Genomic DNA, 21,683 nt, shown 5'->3' on the forward strand with positions numbered 1-21,683 from the left:
ATGAAAGACGTCATCGAACTTTCTATTTCTATTAAAGCCCCGACAGCCTGGATCTGGAAGGCTTTAACGGATTCCAGCGAGCTAGAAAACTGGTGGAGTGATGACGTCATTTTGCAAGCCAAGGTCGGTGGCACATTCAAAGAACCCTGGGAAGATGACGAAGGGGAAAAACAACTGGCTTCGGGTAAAGTCCTCGCGGTCAAAAATGAAAAGCATCTTATTTTTACGTGGCGAGAAAAAAACTGGCCGAAAAATGCCGACACCCAATGCTCTTTCCTGATTGAAGATAAAGGAACTGTGCGCACCCTAACGGTGAAACACGAGGGCTGGGAAAGTCTTCCCGAGACACAACGAGCGTCCGTGATGAAAGATTTTAAAGTAGGTTGGAACTATCACCTGAAAGAACTCAAGTCCTATTTGGACGATTAAGAGTGGCTTTCGACTCGGCCTCTTTTACCGATACTGAAAAGAAAAATTTCTTCCTGATCTTTCAATACCAGATTTTCAACTTTTAATTTTCCTTTTTTATGACGGTTCATTTCCTCGGCGATATAACGGCGGTGACAATCCAACGCATCGGATTCATAACAAAGTAAGGTGAGCCCCTTTTTCTTCGCCATTTTCAAAAGCTCTAAGATCTCGTCCTGCTGTTTTGGTAAAACCTTTTTCACGTAATCGCGAAACATTTTTTCTCTGGTGATCAGATGGGTTTTAGCTTGTTTGCGCCACAAGGTCGGAACTCCCAGACCGGGCATATGAGTGTACGCAATGTCTTTCTTGGCAAGTTCTTCGCCCAGCTTCTTTTTCGAAAACCCCCGTTTACGGCTCAAAGGATTTTTGCGGATGTCCACGACATGGGTGACACCCTTTTCCCTAAGACCTTCTGTGAATTCTTCGATGTCGCAGCCTTCGTAGCCCACGGTAAAGATCTTCATATCCTTAGCTTAAGGCGGCCAGACGAAAAGAGCACTATGTTAAAGTGCGGCTTGCACACTCAACCATAGGGTTCGAGCCTCGCCAGGGTATAGATAAAGATGACCATACTGCTCAGGAGACTCTTTCCAAAAGCGCGTGTCCAAAATATTCTGCACTGACAAATGCCACTGCATCTTGGTTTGCAGGAAAGTCACGGCATAAGAAGCTCCAACATCCCAACGAGTCCAGGCTGGAAGCGTCACTTCATTGTCGGCCGTCACCGCACGAGGACCTTCATGCAGTGCTCGCGAAGACAAGGTCAGACCTTTAAGTTCTGACACCTTGTAAGACACTTGCCCACGCAAGGTGTGACTGGGAACATTAATGGGGGTTTTCTCATTCAAGGTCGCCGCAATGCGCGCGTCCTTGCGGCGCGCTTTGAGTGCCATCGCACTTCCTTCCAAATGCCAGTGTCCCCACTGCACATCTCCGCCGATTTCAAGGCCCTGATGTTCAGCTCTGCCATCGACCTGATACAAAGGCTTTTGATCAAGAATCAACGGACGGTCAATTTGAAAAGCCGTCACGAACCAGGTGTTGTCTTCTAAGCCGCGCAGGCCGATTTCATATTGATGACTGGTCACATCTGGTAAGTATTCTCCGGCATGGACGTAGTCAGCTTTATTTGGAGTTACAAACGATTCAGCGCCCTGACTGGCACTGACGTAGGTCATAAATTTTTCAGATTCATAGGACAACCCCAACCAAGGTAAGAGGAAACCTTGTTCATGCGCCACCGAACGACTGCCGTCGGTACGGATGCTATCGCGCTGGATGTGGCTGTAACGAATCCCTACCCACAAATTCCATTTTTCATAGGTCAAATTGTCAAAAACAAAAAAGTCCGTGGTGACGGAATCACGATGAGTGCCCTCATCGGTCAACGCGGGATCAGCCGGAAGCTGAGCCGTGCCATCGACGTTGCCTACGCCCACGTAGTTATAGGCTTGCTTCTGTACCCGCGTTTTTTGCTGCGACGTCAAAACCCCAAAACTCAGCTTATGCTTTATCACTCCGGTGTGCAGCAGGCCGTCTACTGTGGACTTCAATGAAGAGGTCCGACGTTTTTCCCCATCACTTCTAAAATCGTAAAGATCAAAAGTTCCATCAGAACAATAACGGTCATAGTTGTTTTCACTGGAACAACCGTAGGGATAAGCCAATCTATCATCCGTGGTCAGATCCTGAAAGGCTGTGGTAATGGAGGCACTCCAGTTCGCTGCAAAAGAGTATTTGAAACCAAGGCTTCCTGTCAGACCTTCAAAGACGACGGGTTGACTCCACAATTGATTGTTCAGATTCAAGCGCGGGTCGACCGGTTCGGGAAGCTTTGTCCCTAATAAGCTAAATGCCGCCTGACTCGGTTGTGATCTTCGCGACCATTCAATTTCAGCTTGGAATAACGAGTTTGCGGAAAGATTCCAATCACCCGCAAAGGCCGCCAAGGAGCGACTGCCATCCGCATTCTTTAACTCAGGTCGCAAACTTTCTTGCGCTAAGTTCAGACGGTAACCGAAATCTTCCGCTCCGTACCAGCGACCGCCAACATCCACCGCCGTCAAAAAACCACCACGTTCTTTGACTTCCATTCGGACGTCTCGCAGATCCTGAGTTGTGGGTCTTTTGACTTTGTAATTGATAACACCACCAGGACTCGCGACCCCCACTTGCGCTCCACTGAGTCCCTTTAAAATATCGATCTGTTCTTTGTTCTCTAAGGCGATAAAGGTCTCGGCATTGATCGGCAAAGTGTCGCGTAAATAGCTGGTGCGATTGTCCAAAACGAATCCGCGAATGGACAGCGCATCCCAATAGCCAGCGGCATTGTAGCTGTTGGATACGGCCGCTTCGACTTGCGTCACATCAGAAAGCTTTTGAATATTACTTTCCGTCATTGTTTTCGCGGAAAGAACTCGCAATGATGCCGGAAGCTCTTTGGTCGAGACATCGAAGAATCCAGAGACGTCACTGTCCGTTTCGGCGATTTCCACGACTTTGACGGCAGGAATATCAGATTCTGACACCGTACTTGAGGTCAGATCTTCAGCAAATAATTTTGTGGAAAAAGTCAGTGTCAGAAAGCTGACGAACGCCAGCATGCGTATGTTTTTCATAACCTTCCCTGCGCGAGCATTATCTCTTTCAGGTTCAAAGGGTCATTCTCAGCCAGCAACCCCCATGGTCGCTAGCACCCCTAGTTGTGGCGAAGAACTTCGCGCAGAGAGGGCTCCGGAGTCAATCAAAAACTGTAACTGAATACTGCGGAACTACTTTAAGCCAAGAAGAATATCGAAATCATCTTTGCTGAGCGCGCCCGATCCCGGCCCTAGTTCTCCAGCTGTTTCTGCTGACGAAAATAAAGACTGAAACTTTTTGTCTTTGCGTCCTTTAAGCAACTCGATTTTTTCTTCCAGGGATTCATGCATGATATAGCGGAAAACCTGCACGGCTTTATTCTGTCCCAACCGATGGGCTCGGTCCGTCGCCTGATTTTCCACGGAAGGATTCCACCAGGGTTCCAAGTGAAAGACATAACTTGCTTTGGTCAGATTTAAACCGACACCGCCCGTTTTCAAAGTCATCACCAGGACAGCGCCGCCTTTTGTGGCGTTGAAATCGGCCAATATTTTTTGTCGCTGTTTTGTCGGCACGCCCCCATGCAACGCAAAAACAGGAATGTTCGACTTCTTCAGCAGTTCCACCGTGTGTTCCAATGTCTGAATGAACTGCGTGAAGACCAGTGCACTTTCGCCAGACTCCACCACTTCTTGGAGGGAATCCAAAAGCGCCTCTAATTTTGGTGGTACTCTGTCATAGCGCACATTCGGCAACGCCGCTGGGTCCGAGCATGCCTGACGTAACCTTAACAAGGCCGTCAACATTTGCAACTGCACGCTGGCCTCGGCCTGAGTCAAAAGGCTTTCTTGCACGCGTTGATTATAAGAAAGCGCAATGTCCCGATAGATTTCGCGTTGGCGATCCTCAAAAGCAATGCTGACCTTGGTTTCTTGCTTGTCCGGCAACTGATCCAAAATTTCTTTTTTGGTTCTTCGCAAAAGCAACGGCTTCATTTTCAGCTTCAAGTCTTCGATCTCTTCGCGACTGACCATTTCGGTGTTCACAAACTGGCGACGGAAGTCTTCAAGTCGACCCAAACTGCCGGGAACCAGAAGATCCACCAACGAGTAAAATTCTCCATAATGATTTTCCATCGGAGTTCCCGTCAGGCAGATTTTGAATCGCGCATTAAGGGAGCGGGCCGAGCTGGCTCTTTTGGTGGTGATGTTCTTAAGGTTTTGCGCTTCGTCGAAGATTAAGACCTTCCATTGATATTGATTCAGGAAGTCTTCATTTTCCATCAAAAGGCCGTAAGTGGTCACCATGACGATGTCTTCTTTAAGCTCCAGCTTCTTGCCAATACTATTGCGCTCTTTAGTCGTAAAGACGCGAAAAGGCAGTTCTGGAGTGAACTTTTCCACTTCGCTTTGCCAGTTGAAAATCAACGACGATGGCACCACAATCAAAACCTGTCCCAGTTCTCCTTGAGTGCGCAAATCTTCCAGGAAACAAAGTGTTTGCAGAGTTTTCCCTAAACCCATGTCATCCGCAAGCAAAGCGCCTAAACGCAAGCGATAAAGATCTTGCAACCACTGCACGCCCTTTAACTGGTAAGGTTTCAGATGGGCCTTGACGGTTTTCGGTATACGAATCTCACGATCCTCCAGCCCCAAACTGTCGTAGAACTGACAAAGCTTTTTCCACTCTTCATCACCACGTATTCCCACCCCTGAAGCGCGCAGAGCCAGCAATTCCAAAACTTGGTGTCGAGGCAATTGATAAACTTTGTCGCCAATACTTTTTTTCGCCGAATCTTTTTTACCCTTTTGCAATTTCAACCAGAAGTTTTCAAGACGACGCAACGAAGGCATTTGCTTGCGAGGAACCAGGTAAAGCTTGCCTTGATATTCGATCACTCCCCCACTGCCAAAGTTGCGCATATTCATAGGGTCTATTTCTTCGCCACGCAGGAAGAATTTCGGATTCAGCTCAAACCAATTGATATCACGTTTTTCATCGTCCGATTGCAGAATGAAATCCACTTTGAATTCATCTTCCCGCAACTCTTGCAAAGGCTGACCATTGAAGTAAATCTGAAAGCCAAAAGGTATCAATGCTTGAAAGGTTTCCAGCGTTTCATGCAAATGCGACACGTCTTTTTTGGCCGATGGAAGATGAAAGGTGCCTTTAGCAAGATAAGGGTCGGCATCAGGATCGCCGCTCCAAATCTTTGATAGCAAAGATGTCCGCGATTTCTTAAAGGCTTCGCCGTTTGTGGAAAGCGCCCACTCCTTTAGCATTTCGTAGATCAGGCGAAACTCACGGTCCACCAATCCTTCCATCGTCACTTCGCCTTGTTCCGAATAGAAGGATTCTGACGAATTCAAAACCTCGAAGGTCTTACGGACAAAATCTTCGAAGTTCGTTAAAACGCCCTTAGAGCAAAGTTCTTCCAAGCTCATGTCACGAACCAAAACCAGACCGGAGCCACTCACCAGCAAGGTCTGAATCTTCTCGCGCAAGGCGGCAAAAAGCTCTTCTCGCGTGACGGCGCGCCCATCCGTCAGGGTTCCGCCCGTGAAGTGATGATTTAAAATCTCAAATACCAGATACTGGATAATGCCAAGATGCCTTAATAGCTTTAAATCCCAGTCCCGCTTAAGGCGGCTGCGGGTAGCAACGTCTTTGGCGTCCGAGTTTAAAAGAAAGGCCAACCCTTCTGACATGGCTTGCAGATAAAGTGTCGTGCGCGGAGTGAAACCTTTACGTGAAAGATCTTTTTGACCGTTGATACGGGCTTTATGTTCGACATAGAACTCGCCCTTCTCATCAAGTTGCAAAGCAATGAGACCTTGTCCCGCAGACAGTATCACGCTCGTGCCTGTCACTTTTGCCGGGATCTGGCGAGATCGCAGATATTTCAAAACAGATTTGGCCTCTAATTCGCCGACGACGGACACAATGGGCATTTCCCCGGGATGATGGACCCACGTGACGTTTTCCTGGGACACACTGTAAAGCACTTCTTCTAGTTGATTCCACTCTCGCAACCAGGGATGAACCAACAAGGTTCCGCTTTCCACATCCAACGCCATCGTTTCAAAAAATTGAAAGCTTTTTTTAGTCGCACTGATCAGTTTAAAATCACATTCTAACTGATCTCGCTCAACAAACTCACAGCGCCAATCAAGTTCTGTGCTGGGATCAAACTCAATGTCCTTAATCTGCAGGGCCCGTTGATTTGTGCCTTTGGTTTGCAGAAAAAGATCCATTTTCTTTTGGCGCAATTTTGTCGCGACCGTCGCCAAAAGTTGCTGCATCACTTCTTCCAACTCGCGAAGATTTTGACTAACAAAAAGATGTTCTTTTTGTTGCGTCAATGGCCACTGATTGAAAACCGACATCGTCGAGGCTTTCTGCGGCAAAAGATCCCGAGGCACCACCCGGTGCAAGGGGTGACGAAGAATATCCTTCGCACTGACTTGCATTCCATTGCTGAAATTATAACGAATCATCCCGGCCAGGCGGTTTTGCTCATTGACCTCATTCAGGTAAAAATCAGAATAGGCCGTCAACTTTTTACGAAAGACCTCAGGCATGTTCCAAAGCAGCGGCGATAAAAGCTCTTTTTCTTTGTTAATATCCTGAAGGCGGTATTTGCTAAAATCCTTGTTTAAAAAGGACTGCAGCGGCGCCCCTTTTAATAGGGGATGATCTTCTAAAACCAGACTCAAGGATTCCAGTTCACAATCTTTTGGTATCGCATTGCGAGCCTCGCTGGTTTTTCCCTGACTTAGAAAAAGTGGCGACTTCAAATCATGCGCCAATTTTCTTAAGAGCGGATTATGCTCCTTGCTTTCATGTAAAGTCAGAGCTTGCCATACAGTGACATAGGCCGCCCATTTGTGAGCGCAGTTTTCCGTTTTTGGGAAATGGGTCGCACAGAAGTCACAAGAAAAATTTAAAGCGCCTTGATTCACTTCCGCCACTTTCACTTTCACGCCCTTATTCATTTGCGGATCATGAAAAAACAGGAGCAATTGTAAGGGCTCCTCTTCTTTAGACAGCAGTTCAAATCCCTCGAAAGCCTGGTCCTCTAAAAGTCCCAGTCCATCGACATAGGCCTCGCGTTCACTGAAGGGCACGCGCTCTCCAGAGTCACGAAGCTGAGAAATTTGCAGTAATGTCAATGGCGTTAAAAACACAGACTCATCCTTCTTTTAGCCCCGGCAAAGGGCATCCGACAGAATGGCAAAGTTTTATTAAAAAGTCACCATAGATTCCTGGATCAAGGGCTTCCTAGCGTGATCCTCGGCCCGGAATCACCTATAATGAAGATGAAAAGTGGGAGGCCTGTATGAACACCCTACTGCGCGGTCTTTGGGCCGGAATCATGGCAACAAGTTCGATGACGATGTCTCTTTTTCAAGCCTTTAAAAGCTTGCCCTTCTTACAAAAGGCCCCTTTGCCACCCGCGCTGCTCAGTCAGGAAATCGGCATAAAAACCGGCATCGTTAAAGATTTGAGCACACAACAACAGCAACTCTTCACGATGGCTTCCCATTTTGGTTATGGGGCCGCGGCCGGGGTTTTGTATGCATTGGTGGCGACGAAAATTCCTGGCAATGCCCTTCTCAAGGGAGGCCTTTTTGGTGTTGCTGTATGGATGGCCAGTTATTACGGAATCATCCCCAGCTTAGGTCTTTCCACGTCGGCGTCGCGCATGACCCGGCAAAGAAACTTTATGATGCTAGCCACCCATGTCGTTTGGGGCATGAGCTTGGGTTACACCGAACAAGAGCTGCGCGAACGCGGCGCTAAAATGTTGGATGGAAGAAAAAATCCCATCCTTGCGAAATAGGAGGTTGCCATGACTGAACGAGATCGCACTCCCGTTCCCGAGTTCACCCAGACTTCACGTGGTGAACCCTCGGAAGACACGATGGATGAGAAAAGAATTTTGAACGACCAGGACTTGACGACGAAAAGCAACTTGCGACCTGACGATGAGAATCTAGGCGCGAAGACCCGCTCCTATGAGTCACTTGAAGATGAACCTGGCGATTTTATGCGTGGTGAAGTGGACGTCAAAGAGCAGATGGATCGTGCGGCTGATGCCATGGATGCCTCTTTGCACGGTTATCAGAATCAGGGTGCGGAAGACAGTCCACAAACAGAACTAGGGGCTTCATTTAAATACACTCCTGGCGGTGTTGAGGAAGTCGCCGCAAAAACAGACGAGTATCTAGCTCGTCACCACAAACCTCGCAAAAAGGATCGGAACCTTAGCCAATAGTCGAAGAGCTTTTATTGTAAGGGCGCAAATTGTCGGACCCGTGATTTCCGCTCAAGACAAAAAATGCGATACTTAAAAAAAAGGAGGCGGTATGGCTGAAATGAACAAACCTTCTAATTCAAAAAGAGATTCATTCACTGATAAAGTGGGTGAAAGTCTTGAAAAAGCGGGACGAAAAATTTCTGATATGGGAGCTCCTAAAGTGGGACAAAAAATCCACGACACCGGAGACAAACTAGAAAGGACCCACGAAAATCCGCAGCATCCTGGAAAAGTATAAATCCTTGGAGAAGTCGTCCTGAAAAGGCCGACTTCCCTCCATTTTTTGGGAGGTAGATTGTGCAAACACATTTGACCTTAAGCTCGCCCGTTTTTGAACACCAGGGCGAAATTCCAAAACAATACACCTGCGAAGGTAGCGATATGTCGCCGCCGCTGGAGTGGTATGGCGCACCTCCGGGAACAAAAAGTTATGCGATCATCGTGGATGATCCAGATGCTCCAGACCCTGTAGCGCCGCAACGAACCTGGGTGCACTGGGTTGTTTACAACATCCCTTCGGAAATCCACGCCCTGCCCGAAAACTTTCACGATTTTCCGGAAGAAACGCAAGAGGTCGAAAACGACTGGAAGGCCTTGGGTTATCGTGGCCCCTGCCCTCCCATCGGACGACATCACTATCATCATAAAATCTATGCGCTGAACACCTTTCTGCCACAAAACGGAATTTACACCAAAGATGATTTACTCAAAGCAATGAAAGGCCATGTTCTGGCTGAAGCGGACCTGATAGGAACTTACGAAAAGAGACATTGATGGGACACTTGCAGCATCTCACTTTAGTCGTCAGCACTTGTAATGCCAAAGATTTGACGATCTGGGATCGTGAGGAAACCTGCGAACAACATGAACGCTTTCGTCATACTTTAAGAACTGCAGGAGCCCGCGTCTTGGAGGTGCCGTTCTAGGTGACGGTCACCCCCCTGGATCGCTTTCACAAATCCAGTGGAAGTGCCGCCTGTCTATCGGCCCGAGTTCACGAGCTTCCCTTTCTTTAAAATTCCATTTTCAAATTGCTTCTGTTATGTTGACCGCACATGATTCCATTTAAAATTCTTTTTCAAGACGAAAACTTTTTTGCGATCGACAAACCCGCAGGATTCTTCGTTCACCCCCCGGAGCTTTCTCCTTACCCGGTTCCGCGTGAAAAAATATGTCTTTATCATCTGCGCAAACACTTTAACCAAGAGGTTTTTCCGGTACATCGCTTGGATGCGCCAACCAGCGGTGTTCTGCTTTTTGCGACGAGCCGAGACAGCGCTCGAGAACTCAACCGTCTTTTTGCTGAACGTAAAATGCAGAAAACCTACCAAGCCGTGGTACGGGGCTTTGTTGAAGACGAAGGTCGCATTGAATTACCTTTGGAAATCAATGACGGAAAAGAGATCGTCGAAGCATCGACATTGTATAAAAGACTTGGTGCAGTTGAACTCCCCTTTCCCGTGGGGAAAAAATATCCAACGGCCCGTTATTCATGGGTAGAAGTTCAACCCGTAACGGGACGATGGCATCAAATCCGTCGGCATTTTGATCGCATCGCTCATCCGCTGTTGGGTGATATTGATCATGGGGACTCTCACCACAACCGTTTTTTCCGCGACCACTTAGGTATAAAGGGCCTGTGTCTGAAGGCAACATCTCTACGTATGATTAGTCCCTGGAGTCAGCAAGAGGTCACAATTCAAGCGGACCCATGCGAAAAATGGGACAGAATTCAAAAACTGTTTTCCCAGCAGTCCTAATAATTTGTGCCTTTTGCCAACATGACGAGAACCTAACTTCATTTTTACATAAAGAATTGCTGAACTTGTCTGATCAAAAAAAGGGACTGGTTCATGAAAATCGAAAGACGTAACTTTATGAAGCTCGGCTTATTGCAGGCCGTGACATTCGGCTTTAGTCGCAAGGCACAAGCTTATCAAATACCCAAAGTACTTCGGCGCACGGGGCCCTCTATACTTCAAGGCGCCACCGATGATACCAAGACGCAGTTTTCTATCGTGCACAACAACACCGAAGTTCTGGATGTTTACGCCGTGGACTCTGCCGGTCGCCGCCGCATTCCTGACTTTACCCGCACAGCGGCTTTCCGCGACCATAACAAAAAAATCACCAAGGTATTCTTTTCATTTTTAGACGTGACTGAAACCTACCAGTTGCAATTGGTCAACGCCGTGACCCGCGAACTTTTGGATCAGAGGGAATTTCAAACTCTGGATTTAACCAAACCCGACTTAAACTTTGCGATCTGCTCTTGCATGAATGACCGCGAGCACGCTCCAGAAATCTGGCAGAACCTGGTCGCGAAGAAACCTGATTTTCTTTTATTCATCGGTGATTCAGTCTATGCCGACAGCGACAGTCCCTTGACTGGCGCCGACCCCAGCCATCTGTGGAAGCGCTTCTGCGAGGCTCGCTGTACATTAGAAATATACTACAGTCCCCGACTGATTCCCATCTTTGCGACGTGGGACGACCATGATTTCGGTTTGAATGACACTAACAGTGTCGACTTTAAATATGTGAAGGAATCGCAGGAAAACTTTCTTCATTTCTTTGCGCAAGACACCAGCCATTGCCACATCCTTGAAAAAGGCCCCGGCATTGCCAGCGCCCTGAAGTTTTCAAATCAAACAATTGTTCTTCTGGATGACCGCAGCTTCCGTCTGCGCCGAGGAAGCAAAGAGCGCTATGGTCATTGGGGTCTAGAACAAGAAAATTGGGTGCTAAAGAAGATTCGTGAAAATGCGGGACCCACTTGGCTTATGAACGGCAGTCAATTCTTCCCGAATGTCCCTTGGAAAGAGTCCCTTTCAGGAGATCATCCCGAAAACTTCAAAGGATTCCTTGAAGAGCTTAAGCAAACTCCTCGTAAAGTGATTTTTGCTTCGGGTGATGTTCACTACAGTGAAATTTCCAAGATTGAAAAAGAGGCGCTGGGTTACGAGACCTATGAGCTCACCTCCAGCTCCATACACAGCCGCAATATTCCGGGATCTCCTGATATCATCCCGAACAATCGGCGTATTGCAGGTAACGGACAACGCAATTACCTGTTGGTCAATTCCACACCACAGGAGCAGGGCTGTGCGGTGACCGTCACCAGCTATGGAGTCACTGGAGAGGCTCGCTTTCAATTGGCTTTGCAGATATAGCCTCGCGATACAAAGACCGTCTAGAAGTTCGACAAAATACGGAAACGCACTTTTTAAACTCGATCATGTTAAGATAGCTTTATGATCAAAGAGCTTTGGAGTTCGTTTCCACGTCTATTAGAACAAAGAATCAACGCCCTTTTGGATGAAGCCGAACCCAATCCTATAAAGGCGTTTCAACTCTATAAAACCTGTCAACGAGAAAGCCTATGGAGCGACACTTTTGAGAAGTTCTCCAAACAGCTGGAAACCTTCTTTGCACTGCCGAAGTCCGAGCGAAAAAAGAGTTCTTTGGATGCCTTGCTAGAGCGTCCTGTCGATGTTTTGGTGTGGGAGGACTTTCATCTGAATTTTCGGACGGCGGTGGTCGACAGTCGCTCCGTATCACACTTAGTGAGCTGGGCCCATCATCTGATGCGTGTCAGTTTAAAAACCAACAGCAGTGTGATCTCGGCGGATGTCCTTCAGCGCACCCTGCACTACATCACCAATCCGCCACTTTATGAAAAAGCAAAAGACATCACCTTTGAGGACTTCTGTTCCGCCTGGAAGAAAATCGTGTTTCAGCTTTTCGGAAAGAAACATGACGATGATTTAAACCATATCTTAAAAGAGCTTCACTGGTTGAACACTCAGCTTAAAAATGTCGAACAGACGAAAGAGGGTGGCGCACGCTTTTATCCGACGATCTATTTAACTCAGACTGAAATTGACTGGGTCACAGATGTACAAAAAAGTGTCGTGGCAAACTGCCCGGTACCGAAGTTTCCTTTGTCCCGGGGGCCCCAGAAACAAAGACTGTCGGATTTGGAACGAGCCATTCAACTTTATCGGATCGTGCAAACCACTCAGCTCCCCGAATTATTAGAGCATCGGGACAACATCCGCGTGACGATTCTGGATCGTTGCGCAAACCTTTTGCGGGAAAGAGCTCGTTAGTCATCTTGACGGCAATGCAAGAACGGGTTTAATTTGATCCGATGTCAACTTCGCTGCCTTCTTCGTCTTCCTCGATTTCCAAAGCTCTTATACTTCTTTTAGGTCTTGCCGTCGGCGTGATTGCCGCCAACCTTTATTATGCGCAACCTCTGGTGGGACTTATCAGCAAGGCCCTGCACCTGGAGACCTCTCTCGCGGGACTGATTGTGACTTTAACGCAAGTAGGATACGGGCTGGGTGTTCTTTTGATTGTGCCTTTGGCGGACATCGTTGAAAATCGCAAACTGATTTTAACCATGATCGTCGTAACCATCGCCAGTCTTCTCAGTCTGGCTTTTGCGACAAGTTTGATCCCCTACTTTCTCGCCGCTTTTGCGACGGGATTGGGCGCCTCGACAGTTCAGGTGATTGTTCCCTACGCTGCACATCTGGCGCCTGAAGCCACTCGTGGTCGAGTTGTTGGCAGTCTTATGAGCGGACTAATGATCGGAATAATGTTATCACGCCCGATCGCCAGCATCCTGACGGATCTTTTTTCTTGGCATGCGGTCTTTTATTTTTCGGCAGCGTTGATGTTGTTATTGGGATTGGCCCTTTACAAATTACTTCCCGAACGGCAGCCGAATAGCACAGGCCTGCAATACACGAAGCTGATTGCTTCGATGGGAAATCTTTTTGTTGATATTCCGATTTTAAGAAGAAGAGCCCTTTATCAAGCCTGCATGTTTGGCGCCTTCTCGTTGTTTTGGACCACAACCCCGTTGTTACTGGTCGACGAATTTCATCTTTCGCAAACTGCGATTGCCCTTTTTGCTTTGGCGGGCGTGGCCGGAGCCATCTCAGCCCCCTTCGCCGGGCGCATGGCGGATCAAGGACACAGTCGTCGCGCCACTACCGTTGCCATGCTTTCAGCTTCTGCGTCTTTCTTAGTCACTCACATCTTTACACCAGGATCATCTGCGGCACTAGGCGTCTTGGTTTTTGCGGCGATTTTGTTGGATGCGGGTATCACGGCGAACTTAGTACTTGGGCAAAGAGCGATTTTTGCTCTGTCACCCGAACTTCGCGGTCGTCTAAATGGCTTATACGTCGCCACCATTTTCGTGGGCGGAGCCTTGGGCAGCTATCTGGGTGCATGGGCTTATGCACGTGGAGGTTGGCCACTCACTTCCTGGGTAGGCGTTCTTTTTCCTCTGATCGCATTTGTATATTTTGGTACTGAGAAAATCACGGGATTTCAAAAGATCTCGCAATAGCACTGCCTTCCGTCCAGGTCCGGGCAAATATAATCTTGTGAAAGTTCTTCCCATGCTAAGCTCGAGAAGATTTTTATCACTCGTCGCAAGACCGGGAGGCTTTGACTCAATGAAATTTAATGCCCTTCGCTATTTGATCTTGCCGTGGTTTGTCCTTTTCTGCTCTATCATCGCGGCTTTGATATTAGATGGCACGGTGATTCACTTTCTTCCCTTCGTCTATAAGTACGATCTGGTGCTCATCGGTGCGGGTGTCGCCCTGTGCCTTTATTTCAACTTCCGCACCTTAACGAAAGCAGGCATTTGGCTCGCTTACAACCTTCCCGTCCATCTTCGCACAAACCCCTGGTGGTGGTTTGCCCGTGCGGGAATTGCCATCGCTTTTGCCTATCTCATCTACGGAATGGGCACCGCCGACTGGGCACCTGTGGTCTGGCAGGCAGCCGTGATCCCCGTGGTTTCGATGATTTGTCTTTTCACGGCAATTCGAAGTTTGCTGGGACCGGTTTTAGTGTGGTGCTCTAAAGTCGCCTTCAGTCGGATCTCCGCTTTTGTATTAAGCTGGCCGATTTTTCTTTTAGTTCCCGTCGTCGCGCTTTTTTTAGGAAGAACCATTGCGACCGCGTATCGTGAAAGTCGTCCCGATTTCGCATTCACTCAACGCGCTGAAAACACCGCTTATACGGAACAAGCCAGCCGCGAAGAAGTGACGCCAACATCCCTATCAATTGCCGCGGTTTCAAATGTTGCGAAGGATTTGAAACAAGCCGCTGATGCCGATAGAAGCTGCCACGATAAAAGTAAGCTCATACAAAGAACTTTGACCCCTCAGGGGGATGCCGACGCTGTCTTCTGGGCTATCAAAGCCGTGAGTTGTGCGGAAATAAAATCAGTTGTAGGACTTCCCAAACTTGCGGAAATTATGTTGAAGCATCCGAATTCAACAGTTCGAGCTGCAGCGATCAGTCAGATGCTTCAGTTCGGAATTCCTAACGTAAAACAAATTGGCTACCTGCTAGTAAAAAGAATCACCGAAAAAGAACCCCTGCCGGTGATCGAAGCGTCTTCTTTGGTGATGCTAAAACTAGGCGATGAGGAACGCGCCTGGGTCGGCAAACGTCTGACCAATCTTTTAGATACACCCAAGACAAGTGCTCTGGCTTCGAAAATCCTGGTTTCTGAACTAAAAAAAGAAGATGTCGTAACCAAGTTTGTCGCCAACAATCTGACGGAAGACAGCCCGGAAAAAGATCTGGCGATCAGCATGGTCTGTTCCTTGCCGGCAAAAGCCCGTCAGTTCAGCGAAGAGCAAATCAACGTGATCGTGGCGTCTCTCAAAACCGGTGATCCCCAGGATCCGGCGGTCAAAGCTCTGGTGTGCCTGGGCCCGATGGGCTTTAGGGTCTTGCAAAAAGAGATTTTTACGCCACAAAGAACTGACAAATCCTTGGCAGCACGTGCTTTTGCCACCGTGGAATGGCAAGACAGTCAAAGTGTTCTCGAGACGGCCAGTTCCTGTATTCATGACCAAGACGATCGTGTTCGCGCATGGTGCAGTCAGGCCCTGGGACAGTCAGGTGCGTCGGCCATCCCGAATATCTTAAAGCTTTTGCAGTCTGATGACCAAACCCTCAAGGCTGTAGCCACGCGCGCGCTGAGCTTTTTTGATGATCCTGCGGCTAAAGACAGACTGATGGAGGAACGTACGAAAAATTCCGGTTGGATGGCGAACAAAAAGAATCTGGAATGGGCGCGTGCCATTGATCAGGCTCTGGTGAATATGGAAGTTTCTCAACACTAGACCTTTCACCTTCCTTAAGCTCCTCCTATCTTTGACTTTGGAGGAGCTTATGAAAAACCCACTCACCCTGCTTTCATTTTTTATAATTCTTTCCCTGTCCCCATTCGCCTTCGCCAAAAAAAAAGTGAATTTGCGTGGCGTGTATGACGTCAAAATTTATCAAGGACCTGATCGCCTTTATGAAGATCATGACGATCACGTCGCACGCGATCCCCGCGAACAAAGCCCGCCGGAAAAAGACTTTCCCACCGACAAGGGACTTTGCACCGCCCCGCGGGTGGCCAGTGATTGCTGCAATTACAAAATCTATGACTCTTCCGTTAATAAAGAAGTGACCTACAAGGGGCCGAAGTCAGTTTTTTCCAATGAAACCACCGCACGTAATTGGGCCGCAAAACTGTATCCGCAACTTCCCTTCTTCTTACCTTTCAATGGCACGGAAGTATCGCTGATTCAAGGTTGGTACTATGACAGTGGGGAAGCCCATTCCGGTATAGACTCTTGGCGCGATACCGTCCAAGAAGGCGTCGATGTGGCGTTTGATATTGTCGCTGTGGCTCCGGGCCGAGTGATCACAAAACAGTGGGACAATTGGTTTGGCAACATCGTGGTGATTGAACACGTTGCTAAAAATGGCGCCAAATATCGCAGCATGTACATGCATCTGCGCAACGGCTACACGCACGACCTCAATGCCGCCAGTGCCATCATCGCCCTTGATCCCAATGCTAACGACAGTTGGGCTAAGTACGTGCGTTACACTCGGGCGCATACCAGCAACCTCTACTGGGGTGAGGAATCTCACACCATCGCCATCAATGTCGGCGACTGGGTTAATACCGGCCAATACATCGGCAAATCCGGCAACACCGGTGCGGGAGGCATTGGCACCGGCCTGAATGATGATGGCTCCCCGATGGACAGCGTGCGCGCCAACAACCACCTGCATTTCATGCTTGCCGTTCCCAGCCCCAAAAAATCTTCGGAGTGGATTTTCGTCGATCCTTTTGCCGTCTATGCGCAGATGAATACGGGCTGTTATGCGCCGTTAAAGGCCATTAACTTTCCAAGATTCTTTGCCCCATACTTTCCTGATTTTCACAACGTCAGTTGGAACTTAGTGGATTTTTACAAAGGCTATTACTCGAATATGGGGCTAGGATTGCAAAGTCTCAGCGTCTATAGTTCAAGTGGTTCCATCAAGGCGGCTGGCTCCTTCGATGAAAAAGTGACCGGTCCCTGGGCGGCGGAGGGCTGGCTTACTGCCAACGATTTCAATAAGGCCGTGCATGCCTATGACTTAAAAGGGTTGCGCCCGCGCGAATTGCAAGTGCAGGTTCATAACGGACAACCGCGACTCACGGCTCTTTGGCAACCCCATTTGGGCTTGCCCTACTATGTCTTCACCAACATGAACGATGCCGATTTTCAAACGAAATACGATTATCTCGTCGGCACGCAAGGGTATCGCATCGAAGACTACAGCGCATATCCCCTCGGCGGCACACGCCGTCACGCCGCTATTTTCGTGCAAGACGGACTGGAGTTCCAGCTTCTGCAGGGCCTGGATCAACCTCAATACCTGACAAAATCCAGTGAACTTCTTTTACAAGGTTGGAAATCGGTTTCGGTCACCGCCGGGACTTTCGCAAAGGGCGATAGATTCGGTGGCGTCTTGATGAAGATGCCGGGCGAATGGCAAACGGCTGTGGATCTGACCGGCGCCTCCTATCAAAATAAATATGATGAAATGAGTCAGCAGGGATTTCGTCTTTGGAAAGTTCAAGCCTATTCTGGCGGAACTAAGTTTGGCGCCATCTGGATGAAATAGCCGTTTGATACCCTTTGACGAGTCCGCGGTTTCTGTTTCAGAATTGGGCGATGGCAAAGGAACCGCAAGAACTAAAATGGGTGGAAGAACTTCTTCCTGAGGGCGATTATCGCAGAAAAGCGATGTTCGGTGGTTTCATTTATTATATCGACGAAAAAGCCGTTCTTTTAATTTTCGAAACTGAAGGTGGCAGCCGCACTTACAAAGGAAAAAAGTATGACTTCGATCTTTGGAACGGCTGCATGTTCCCCGTCGACAAAGAGTTTCAGGCAGAAGCCTTAAACCTCTGTCCCTTTTTAACTCCCCATCCGATTTTACCAAAATGGCTTTATTTACCCTTGCACACTGAAAATTTTGACGAGCACGTGACCACTGCTTTAAAGCAAGTTCTTCGGCCCCATAGTTTCTGGGGCAGTATTCCTAAAGCTAAAAATAAAAAGAAGGCCCCAAAAGACCCTTTACAGGAAGTCTCTGTCAGAATGGATACGCGTTACCCCCGCATGTTTTCTGACGAGCCCGCGGCAGAGGTCTTAAAAAGAGCCCACAAGATTTCTGATCTGAAAAATCTAGGCGCCGAAAGTGAAAAGCAATTTCATGCCGCTGGAATAAAAACAGCCCAGCAATTTATTAAACTTGGGTGGAAGAAAACGCTGCTGAAACTGATTGCCGTCCATCCCAAGCACCGCCACTCACTGTATGCCTATGCACTTATTGGGGCCCTAACGAACACCGAGTTCACCCAGATTTCACAAGCGGAAAAAGATGAAGCCCGTGAATTTGTGCGCAGCCTAAAGCCTGCAAAAAAACCGATAAAAAAGAAGTTCGTTAAAAAGAAATCTAAGCCGAAGTAATTCGCAAAATGGACGACAATACAATTCGAGTTCCATCTGACATGATCATGAATTCTTTTTTATTTTCCGTCACGAAATCCAAAATCTTGCCCGCACAAAGACCGGTGTCTGCAGCACCCACCTGGTAAGTCACTTTGACCGGATAACCCTTGACTGAAAGACTCTCCAACTCGTCGGTGAAGTCGCAGGTGATTTGGCCGCCTGGCGGTTTTAGATCAATCTGAATTTTTTCAGAGGATTTCCATTTCATAACGCCTGCCTGATTAAAACTATTTTCTTACCCAAAACTTTACCGCAAAAAAGCCCGTAGCGCTAAGCTTTCCGTATTAGTTTTCGGTTGCTCCTTCCCACAAGAAGACCTTAGCATCAACTTTAACCAAAGGAGTCTGATGATGAAATACAATTTCCGCCCTGGCACCCGCAATCGTATTACTGACGTGGATTCAATTCGCGTGGGACAGGCCGAAGACACACAAGTCTGGAGTGGCGTTTCTGTCATCCTCTTTGACACTCCGGCGGTGGCGGCCGTGGATGTGCGCGGTGGTGCGCCCGGGACACGCGATACCGACGCCCTCAACCCCAGTTGCCTTGTCGATCGCGTCGACGCCATCGTCTTAAGTGGCGGCTCAGTCTTTGGTTTGGGAGCTTCTTCGGCGGTCACAGACACGCTAGCGTCTCGGGGAATCGGCTTTCCTATCGGTCCCGCACGCGCACCGATTGTACCCAGCGCCGTTCTTTTCGACCTTTTGAATGGCGGCAATAAATCTTGGGGCGAAAAATCTCCCTATTGGAATTTGGGACGCTCCGCTTTGGATGCCGCCTCTTTAGATTTCAAATTAGGCAACGCCGGTGCTGGTTTTGGCGCAAAAGCCGGCCCCTTTAAAGGCGGCCTGGGAAGTGCTTCTTCCATCTCGGGGGATGGCTTGCAGATTGGCGCCATCGTCGCTGTAAATTGTGTTGGGAGCGCAGTGATGCCTGGTCAGTCCTCGTTCTGGGCGTGGCCTTTTGAACAAAACAATGAATTAGGTGGACAACCGATTCCGACATCTGCGATTGATTTCAACTCTGCCGCAGAGGCTTGGACAGGATCGCCATTGGACAGTCTGACAAACCAAGCGGGCGAGAATACAACCATCGGGGTTGTGGCGACCAACGCCCGCCTGACAAAGGCGGAAGCACAACGAGTGGCGATCATGGCCCAAGATGGTTACGCGCGCTCAATCCGTCCCGTGCATACGCCTTTTGATGGTGACACGGTTTTTGCCGCCTCGACAGGGACTTGGGGCGCCGACATTCAAGAGCGAGCAGATCTTGTCAATCGCATTGGTCTTGTCGCGGCAGATTGTCTAGCTCGCGCCGTGGCGCGCGGAGTTTATGAAGCCACCGCTTTGGGGGCACTGCCCGCCTATCGCGATGTTCACGGTAAAAATCTGCGGGTAAAATAGTGCTTTCGGGAGAATAAACATACTATGACTCTTCCATCCTATCCATGCACTTACATGCGAGGCGGCACCAGTCGAGCGTTGATATTTCAGGAAAGCGATCTGCCTGGTCATCGCGCGGATTGGGATGATATTTTTTTGCGGGCTCTTGGCAGTCCTGATGTTTATGGCAGACAGTTAAACGGAATGGGCGGAGGAATCTCGTCCCTTTCCAAAGTCGCTATTTTAAAACCCTCCTCTCGCGAAGATGCGGATGTTGAATACACCTTCGCACAAGTTTCCGTGACCGAAAGAAAAGTGGACTACAAAGGAAACTGTGGAAATATCAGTTCCGCCATCGGTCCCTATTGTGTCTTTAACAAATGGGTGAAAGGCGAAGGCTCTGAAGCGCACGTAAGAATTTTCAACACGAACACCCAGAAGGTTATCCATTCCCGCTTCCCTTTGCACAATGACGAAGTGATTTTTACAGGAGATCTGCAAATTCCGGGTGTCAGCGGAACCGGCGCGCCCATCCAATTGGAATTTTTAGATCCCGGTGGAGCCACCACAGGTCGGCTTTTACCGACGGGACAAACTCAGGACCTTCTGAAAACTTCCCAGGGACAAAGTCTTCGCGCCTCAATGATTGATGCGGCGAACGCCTGCGTCTTTGTCCTCGCAAAGGACCTTGGTCTTCGCGGCAACGAAGCGCCAGAAGAACTCAACCGACCCGACCTTTTACAAAAACTTGAAGACCTTCGTTTGCAAGCCTCGGTCACCATGGGCATTGCCGCCAACACGGAAGAGGCCAAACAATCCATTGCCATCCCCTATCTGGGCCTGGTTTCCGAAGCCTATGAAACAGGTATGGACTTTTCTTTGCGAGTCATCGCCAGTGGCCAACCTCATAAGGCCTTGCCGTTGACAGTTTCTCTTTGCGCGGCGGTGACGGCGAAGCTTCCGGGAAGTTTGATTTATGAAATTTTAAAAAGTAAGGATCAAAACGAAATCAGAATCGGCATGCCATCTGGTATTTTAACGTTAAATGCAAAAGTTGAAAAGAGGCATTCGCAGTGGGTTGCTTTAAGTGGAAGCTTCTATCGCACGGCGAAGATTCTTTTTACAGGAAGGGTCTATGTATAAAAACGATGTGGCTCCTGAACATACTGCGGTCCGTGTGGCTCTATGGCGTGCGCTTCATGTGCTCATCGATCCTCCGCCTCATGTCTTCACAGATGAAATCGGCGCACGCATTGTCGCAGAAAACGACTGGGGGCAAAGACAGGACATGGCTCCCGACTTTTCCAAGAGTATGCGCGCCTCTATCGTCGGTCGCGCTCGTTTTATTGAGGACACCTTAGAGGAGCTATTTAAAGTCGGTGTCTCGCAATATGTGATTCTCGGCGCGGGATTGGACACCTTTGTCCAACGTAATCCAGAAATGGCAGCGCAGATGCATGTCTTTGAAGTCGATCAACCGGGACCTCAAGTCTGGAAACAAGAACGCCTTCGTGAAATGGGGTTGCCCACTCCGCCAACCCTACACTTTGTGCCCGTGGATTTTGAAGCCGGCGAATCATGGTGGGATCATCTTCTTGCGGCTGGCTTTGACACCCAAAAGCCGGCGTTTATCGTCTCGACGGGAGTCTCAATGTATTTGAGCAAAGAGACCAACCGAACAACTTTGCAACAACTAGCAAAGCTAGCTCCCGGTTCCACCTTTGCAATGACATTTATGATGGCATTGGATCTTCTTCCCGCTCCTGAGCGGAACATCATGGAGTTTGTGATGAAGAAGGCTGCCGAATCACAGACACCCTTTCTAAGTCTATTTACACCGCCTGAGATTTTAGCCTTGGCTAAGGACGCTGGATTTAAGCAGGCTGAGTATGTCTCGGCTCAAGACATTTACCTGCGTTACTTCTCGCAACGCAGTGACGGACTGAATGCCGGCACGGCTGAAGCCTTCCTTTTAGCTCACACCTAAGCAAATTACGAGTTTGTAAAAGGCTTCGAATATCATGGCAAACCCAAAGG

General features: G+C 48.6%; 20 protein-coding genes and 1 riboswitch. Of the genes, 16 read left to right on the top strand and 4 right to left on the bottom strand.

Annotated elements, in window-relative coordinates:
- Positions 1 to 429, top strand: coding sequence for an SRPBCC domain-containing protein (locus tag OM95_RS13880; protein ID WP_041874986.1), 429 nt, complete (start codon positions 1 to 3; stop codon positions 427 to 429).
- Here OM95_RS13880 and OM95_RS13885 read toward each other — a convergent pair.
- The 3 genes from OM95_RS13885 to OM95_RS17390 all read right to left on the bottom strand — a co-directional run bounded on the left by OM95_RS13885 (position 426) and on the right by OM95_RS17390 (position 7,238).
- Complete coding sequence (locus OM95_RS13885) at positions 426 to 935, bottom strand: DUF488 domain-containing protein (protein ID WP_291516447.1); 510 nt, start codon at positions 933 to 935, stop codon at positions 426 to 428. The genes OM95_RS13880 and OM95_RS13885 overlap by 4 nt on opposite strands.
- 39 nt (positions 936 to 974) lie before the next feature.
- Positions 975 to 3,089: a TonB-dependent siderophore receptor gene (locus tag OM95_RS13890; protein WP_291516449.1), complete on the bottom strand. Its 2,115-nt coding sequence runs from the start codon at positions 3,087 to 3,089 to the stop codon at positions 975 to 977.
- Positions 3,077 to 3,181: riboswitch (TPP riboswitch) on the bottom strand. (Overlaps the previous gene by 13 nt.)
- A 61-nt stretch (positions 3,182 to 3,242) precedes the next feature.
- Positions 3,243 to 7,238 carry a DEAD/DEAH box helicase gene (locus tag OM95_RS17390; protein ID WP_291516451.1) on the bottom strand — a complete coding sequence of 1,332 codons (3,996 nt, stop codon included), beginning with the start codon at positions 7,236 to 7,238 and terminating at the stop codon, positions 3,243 to 3,245.
- Positions 7,239 to 7,390: 152 nt separating this feature from the next.
- Between OM95_RS17390 and OM95_RS13900 the strand changes: the two genes are divergently transcribed.
- The 12 genes from OM95_RS13900 (at position 7,391) to OM95_RS13950 (ending at position 18,222) form a co-directional block, all read left to right on the top strand.
- Complete coding sequence (locus OM95_RS13900) at positions 7,391 to 7,894, top strand: DUF6789 family protein (protein WP_291516453.1); 504 nt, start codon at positions 7,391 to 7,393, stop codon at positions 7,892 to 7,894.
- Positions 7,895 to 7,903: 9 nt separating this feature from the next.
- Entirely contained in the window at positions 7,904 to 8,329 is a 426-nt protein-coding gene (locus OM95_RS13905; protein WP_041874989.1) for a hypothetical protein, read from the top strand.
- A gap of 91 nt (positions 8,330 to 8,420) precedes the next feature.
- Positions 8,421 to 8,609, top strand: coding sequence for a hypothetical protein (locus OM95_RS13910; RefSeq protein ID WP_041874990.1), 189 nt, complete (start codon positions 8,421 to 8,423; stop codon positions 8,607 to 8,609).
- Positions 8,610 to 8,668: 59 nt separating this feature from the next.
- A complete protein-coding gene (locus tag OM95_RS13915; protein WP_291516455.1) occupies positions 8,669 to 9,145 on the top strand; it encodes a YbhB/YbcL family Raf kinase inhibitor-like protein in 477 nt (158 codons plus the stop codon).
- Positions 9,145 to 9,297: a hypothetical protein gene (locus tag OM95_RS17395; RefSeq protein ID WP_291516457.1), complete on the top strand. Its 153-nt coding sequence runs from the start codon at positions 9,145 to 9,147 to the stop codon at positions 9,295 to 9,297. The genes OM95_RS13915 and OM95_RS17395 overlap by 1 nt, the downstream gene beginning before the upstream one ends.
- Positions 9,298 to 9,426: 129 nt before the next feature.
- Positions 9,427 to 10,131: a pseudouridine synthase gene (locus OM95_RS13920; RefSeq protein ID WP_041874991.1), complete on the top strand. Its 705-nt coding sequence runs from the start codon at positions 9,427 to 9,429 to the stop codon at positions 10,129 to 10,131.
- 93 nt (positions 10,132 to 10,224) lie between these two features.
- Positions 10,225 to 11,544, top strand: a complete 1,320-nt coding sequence (locus tag OM95_RS13925) for an alkaline phosphatase D family protein (protein ID WP_041874993.1) — start codon at positions 10,225 to 10,227, stop codon at positions 11,542 to 11,544.
- An 81-nt stretch (positions 11,545 to 11,625) separates the two neighbouring features.
- Positions 11,626 to 12,483 carry a hypothetical protein gene (locus OM95_RS13930; RefSeq protein WP_041874994.1) on the top strand — a complete coding sequence of 286 codons (858 nt, stop codon included), beginning with the start codon at positions 11,626 to 11,628 and terminating at the stop codon, positions 12,481 to 12,483.
- A 41-nt stretch (positions 12,484 to 12,524) separates the two neighbouring features.
- The gene (locus tag OM95_RS13935) at positions 12,525 to 13,739 is read left to right on the top strand and encodes an MFS transporter (protein WP_041874997.1); all 1,215 of its coding nucleotides are present in this window, start codon (positions 12,525 to 12,527) and stop codon (positions 13,737 to 13,739) included.
- 109 nt (positions 13,740 to 13,848) lie between these two features.
- Positions 13,849 to 15,540: a HEAT repeat domain-containing protein gene (locus OM95_RS13940; RefSeq protein ID WP_041875000.1), complete on the top strand. Its 1,692-nt coding sequence runs from the start codon at positions 13,849 to 13,851 to the stop codon at positions 15,538 to 15,540.
- A gap of 49 nt (positions 15,541 to 15,589) precedes the next feature.
- The gene (locus OM95_RS13945; protein ID WP_041875001.1) at positions 15,590 to 17,371 is read left to right on the top strand and encodes a M23 family metallopeptidase; all 1,782 of its coding nucleotides are present in this window, start codon (positions 15,590 to 15,592) and stop codon (positions 17,369 to 17,371) included.
- 50 nt (positions 17,372 to 17,421) lie between these two features.
- On the top strand, positions 17,422 to 18,222 hold the full coding sequence (locus OM95_RS13950; protein ID WP_041875003.1) for a TfoX/Sxy family DNA transformation protein: 801 nt from the start codon (positions 17,422 to 17,424) through the stop codon (positions 18,220 to 18,222).
- Here OM95_RS13950 and OM95_RS13955 read toward each other — a convergent pair.
- The gene (locus OM95_RS13955) at positions 18,209 to 18,472 is read right to left on the bottom strand and encodes a hypothetical protein (RefSeq protein ID WP_041875006.1); all 264 of its coding nucleotides are present in this window, start codon (positions 18,470 to 18,472) and stop codon (positions 18,209 to 18,211) included. The genes OM95_RS13950 and OM95_RS13955 overlap by 14 nt on opposite strands.
- 142 nt (positions 18,473 to 18,614) lie before the next feature.
- On the opposite strand from OM95_RS13955, the gene OM95_RS13960 reads away from it, so the two are divergent.
- From OM95_RS13960 to OM95_RS13970, 3 genes are read left to right on the top strand one after another with little or no spacing between them, the layout of a single operon-like run.
- Positions 18,615 to 19,667 (top strand): P1 family peptidase, encoded by a 1,053-nt coding sequence (locus tag OM95_RS13960; protein ID WP_041875071.1) that lies wholly within the window; start codon positions 18,615 to 18,617, stop codon positions 19,665 to 19,667.
- Between the two features lie 24 nt (positions 19,668 to 19,691).
- Positions 19,692 to 20,789 (top strand): PrpF domain-containing protein, encoded by a 1,098-nt coding sequence (locus OM95_RS13965; protein ID WP_041875009.1) that lies wholly within the window; start codon positions 19,692 to 19,694, stop codon positions 20,787 to 20,789.
- Positions 20,782 to 21,633 carry a class I SAM-dependent methyltransferase gene (locus OM95_RS13970; RefSeq protein WP_041875011.1) on the top strand — a complete coding sequence of 284 codons (852 nt, stop codon included), beginning with the start codon at positions 20,782 to 20,784 and terminating at the stop codon, positions 21,631 to 21,633. The genes OM95_RS13965 and OM95_RS13970 overlap by 8 nt, the downstream gene beginning before the upstream one ends.
- Positions 21,634 to 21,683: the final 50 nt, after the last annotated feature.

It is taken from the genome of Bdellovibrio sp. ArHS (genome assembly GCF_000786105.1).
Lineage (GTDB): Bacteria > Bdellovibrionota > Bdellovibrionia > Bdellovibrionales > Bdellovibrionaceae > Bdellovibrio.